At 62.8% G+C, this 4324-nt stretch carries 2 protein-coding genes and 1 pseudogene; 2 read left to right on the top strand and 1 reads right to left on the bottom strand.

Features of this window, described 5'->3' with window-relative positions:
• Nucleotides 1-165: pseudogene (locus JQC81_RS34600) on the top strand (single-stranded DNA-binding protein); the annotation flags it as partial.
• 70 nt (nucleotides 166-235) lie between these two features.
• Here JQC81_RS34600 and JQC81_RS31920 read toward each other — a convergent pair.
• The gene (locus JQC81_RS31920; protein WP_203275781.1) at nucleotides 236-1150 is read right to left on the bottom strand and encodes a hypothetical protein; all 915 of its coding nucleotides are present in this window, start codon (nucleotides 1148-1150) and stop codon (nucleotides 236-238) included.
• A 269-nt stretch (nucleotides 1151-1419) separates the two neighbouring features.
• Here JQC81_RS31920 and JQC81_RS31915 point away from each other — a divergent pair.
• Nucleotides 1420-4324, top strand: a 2905-nt coding sequence (locus JQC81_RS31915) for a bifunctional diguanylate cyclase/phosphodiesterase (protein WP_203275780.1), incomplete at its 3' end; no start/stop codon positions are given.

The raw sequence follows: 4324 nt of genomic DNA, 5'->3' as shown, positions 1-4324 counted from the left end.
ACGATCCTGGACAGCCGCGGCGGCGGCGGGTCCGAGTACGGCGACGAGGAACCCGGCCAGATCTCCCGCGGCGGCGACTTCGGACGCTCCTCGCCGATGGAGCGCAGGCCTGAGCCGGCGGGTGCCTCCCGCCACAGCGACTTCGACGACGACATTCCGTTCTAATCGCCGCAGGAACCGACGCTTTTCGAAATCCGGGCTTCGCGCCCGGATTTTTCACGCCTGGATGCAGATCTCAAGCATCGGCGGCGGCTTTCCTCGCCTCGGTTCGGGCGCGTTGCATCCGCTCCACCTCACGCAGCTTGCGCGCCCTCTCCCGCAACTCCTCGCGGCTCGACCACCACCAGCCTCGAACCGAGCGAAGCTCAGAATCCTCGTCCGTACGAGAGGGCCTTGTGCGATAGACCTCCTGCAGGGTGGGTATCCGCCAGCGAGCCCAGACGTAACGGGCTGGGTCGCTCAGCACATGCGGGTACAGATCAGCCATTCCGGGGTCCTGAATGGGATCGCTCTCGATATCCTCGAAAACCACGACGCCCCACCGGTTGGTTGTGAGCGGAAAGCCTATCGGCGGCAGGTCGTCCCCCGGCACAGGATAGCGCCTGCGGCGACGCTCCGCCTGAACCCGGTTCGGCTCCTCGGAAGGTTGCGCCCTCTGTTCCTCGCGCCGCTTCTGGCGCGCCGCGGGCTCGTTGCGCCGAGCCGCCTCTTCGATCTCATGCCAGCGCGACTTCAGCTCCTCATAGGAGCGGAACGGCACCCGCCAGATCCGCTCCTCCGGGTCCCAGGAGGCCCAGGGGATCGAGCGAAGCGCCTCCACGATGGTGCGGGAATAGGGCGTTCGCACCCTCAGGTCGTCAGCGATCGTCAGATAGGGGCTCTCCAGGGGCTCGAAAGCATATGCATCCCGCCCCTTCTCGTCGGCGTGCCGGTCCAGAGCCTGCAGCTCCTGCGCCATCCAGGTGTCGAGCCGCTGGACGGCCGTCGTGCCTGGCACAAACCAGCGCTCCTCGGCTCCACGCCACCGGGCCCGCGGGAACGCCTCACGAAAGCGCCGCACCAGATCCCGGTCGTATGGAAAGACCGCATGGGCACCCGGCTTCTCGTCATCGTCGGACGCAATGATCCGGAAGGCGGACGCAATCTCCATGGAATCGGCTTTTCAGATCATGATGAATTTCAACCCTGAAGTCACAACAGTCATACGGATAATTGGATCCCGGCGCTTCCTGAAGCGTGGACCGAAGATCCAAGCATAACGGGTCGCATCGGAAATTCAGCTTTCAGGAAGCAATCTCATGTATTGTCGCGGCAGATCTCCTGAAATTCAAATAAAATGATACAATATTTACATTATCGGATTGCATGGCATTTCGGCCTTCCTTCAGCAGACCCCCTCGTCTCAGGGCCTGGAAGGCAATGACAAAGCCAATCGTCGAAGCTTCCTCTTGGTCGCTCGCTGATCGCTTGACGACGCTGCACAGCTTTGCGGTCATGGGAACGGAAGCCGAGAAAGCCTACGACGATATTGCAAGGATTGCGGCTCATGTCTGCGAGGCACGGATAGCCCTGATCACCTTCGTGAATGAGCATCGCCAGTGGTTCAAGGCTGCCATTGGGGTCGATTTTCGGGAGACCTCGCTCGATGCTGCCTTCTGCGCACAAGCCATTCTTCAGACCGATCTTTTCATCGTGCCGGATGCTCTCACGGATCCGCGCTTTGCCGGCAACCCCTTCGCGCAAGGCGAACCCGAGCTTCGCTTCTACGCCGGAGCCGTCATCAGGACGGATGAAGGCCTTCCTCTCGGGACCGTCTGCGTTCTCGACTCCAAGCCTCGCCCGGAGGGTCTGACGCAGGCGCAGTCCGAGACCCTCCTGGCTCTCGCCGGCTCCGTCATGAACCTGCTCAAGCTCAGACGGGCCGAGCAGGTCATTGCCCAAGAGCCGCGCTCGTTCGCAGCGCTCGCAGACGCGCTGCCCCACATGATCTGGTCGGCCCAGGCCAATGGGCAAGATGAATATTCCAACAGGCACTGGTATCAGTTCACGGGGGCGCCGGCCGCCAGCTCCACGGGTCTCGGCTGGATCGAGATGCTCCATCCCGAGGACCGCGACCCGACCTGGGCCCGGTGGCAGCACTCGGCCCGCACCGGCGAACCCTATGAGGCGACCTGCCGCCTGCGCCATCATTCAGGCGAGTACCGCTGGATCCTGGCTCGTGCCCTCCCCTCCTGCGACGCACAAGGCAAGATCGAGCGCTGGTTCGGCACCTATACGGACATCCATGACTCGAGAGCGGCCGAGCAGGCTGCGACAGAGAGGCAGGAGCAGTACAAGGCTCTCCTGGAGGCGAGCGCCGTCGTGCTGTGGCTTGCGGCCCCCGATGGGATGCTGACGCATCTCGAGGGCACTTTGGAAATCGGCGGCCTGATCGGCGATGCCTATGCGGGTCAAGGATGGCTTGATTTCGTTCACCGCGAGGACCTGGCCAGGGCCAAAGCCGCTTGGCTTTGGGCGGTCGCCTCAGGAGCCCCTTATCAGAACGAGTTTCGGCTCAGGCTTGCCGATGGCGAATACCGCTGGATGGCCGCGAATGCGGTCGCCCTGCGCAATCCGGATGGGACCATCCGCGAATGGGTGGGCAGCGTTGCGGACATCCACGACCGCAAGCAGATCGAGGAGAAACTGCGGGAAAGCGAAGAACGGCTGCGCCTAGCCCTCCATGCCGGGCGCATGTTTGCTTGGGAGCAGGATCTCCGGACGGACTACGTCACCCGCTCCCAGAATGCCGTGTCCCTGCTCGGGATCGGCTCCGGCCCGCTGGCCGACTTTCTCGACAAGGTACATCCCGAGGATCGGGCTCTGCGGGGGCACTTCGCCCAGGTGGTGAAGAGCCAAGGGTCCTACACGTCCGAGTTCCGGTACATCCTGCCGAGCGGCAAGGTGCTCTGGTTCGGATCCCGCGCCGAACTCGCCGCGCCTGACCGCGTCGTGGGCGTCACCTTCGACATCACGGAGCGCAAGGCCGCGGAGGAAGAGATCTGGCGAGCCGCCAATCACGATTCGCTCACCGGTCTGCCCAACAGAGGCCTGTTTCACCGCTGCCTTGAGCGGGCTCTATCAGATGCCAAGATCAACCGAATAACCGTCAGCCTTCTGCTGATCGACCTGGACGACTTCAAGGACGTGAACGACACCTTGGGCCATGACGCCGGGGATGCCCTGCTGCAGGAGGCGTCGCGCCGCCTGGCCGGTCTCGTGCGCCCGTCCGACACCGTCGCAAGGCTCGGTGGGGACGAGTTTGCTGTGCTTCTGGCCGGACCGACAATGTTGGACGAGGCCGCCGAATTCGCGGAGCGCATCATCGGGGCCTTGCGCGAGCCGTTCACCTACAGGCGGCGCATCGTCTCCAGCCGCGCCAGCATTGGCGTCGCGGCATTTCCGGAGCACGATTCCGACCCCGCAGGACTGATGAAGAGCGCCGACATTGCCCTCTACCGCGCAAAGGCGCAGGGCCGGAACCGGGTTCTGACGTACTCGCCTGCCATGCGGCGCGAAATCGAGAAGCGCGTCTCCCTTGGAGCCGAACTGCGTGAGGGTCTGGCCCGTAACCAGATCACTCCGTACTACCAACCCAAGATATGCCTTGCGACCGGACGCATCGTGGGTTTCGAGGCATTGGCACGCTGGGATCATCCGACGAAAGGCGTTCTCGCCCCTGCGCTCTTTGGAGCAGCCTTCGACGATGCCGATCTCGCTCCGGCGATCCGGCGTCAACTGGTTACGAAGGTTGCATCAGACATGGGGCGCTGGCGCGATGACAACCTGCCCTTCGGCCGTATCGCGGTAAACTTCTCCTCGGCCGATTTCAGCCAACCGCGCCTGGTGGAGGAAATCGTTGATGCGCTTCAAGGTGCAAAGGTTCAGCCCGAGATGTTCGAAGTCGAAATCACTGAAACCGTCCTGCTGGGCAGAAGCTCCGAGTGCATATCGGCCATTCTCAAGCAGTTTCGCGCCAACGGTATCAGCATAGCCCTGGACGACTTCGGAACCGGCTACGCGTCTCTCATGCATCTCAAGCACTTTCCAGTCGACCACGTGAAGATCGACAGGACATTCGTCAAGGATCTTGATCAGGACACGGACGATGAGGCGATCGTTGCAGCCATCACGGGCCTCGGCAGAAGCCTGAATGTGAAGATCACGGCCGAGGGCGTTGAAACACGCGACCAGGAGCAGCGGCTCAAGCGTCTCGGCTGTCACTATGCGCAAGGCTTCTTGTATTCTGCGGCTGTATCTGGTTCGGCCGTCCCCGGACTTCTTC

The sequence above is a fragment of the Microvirga arabica genome (assembly GCF_016811235.1).
GTDB classification, from domain to species: Bacteria; Pseudomonadota; Alphaproteobacteria; order Rhizobiales; family Beijerinckiaceae; genus Microvirga; species Microvirga arabica.
Note: the sequence above shows the minus strand (reverse complement) of the source record. Positions and strands in the feature narration are given on the sequence as shown.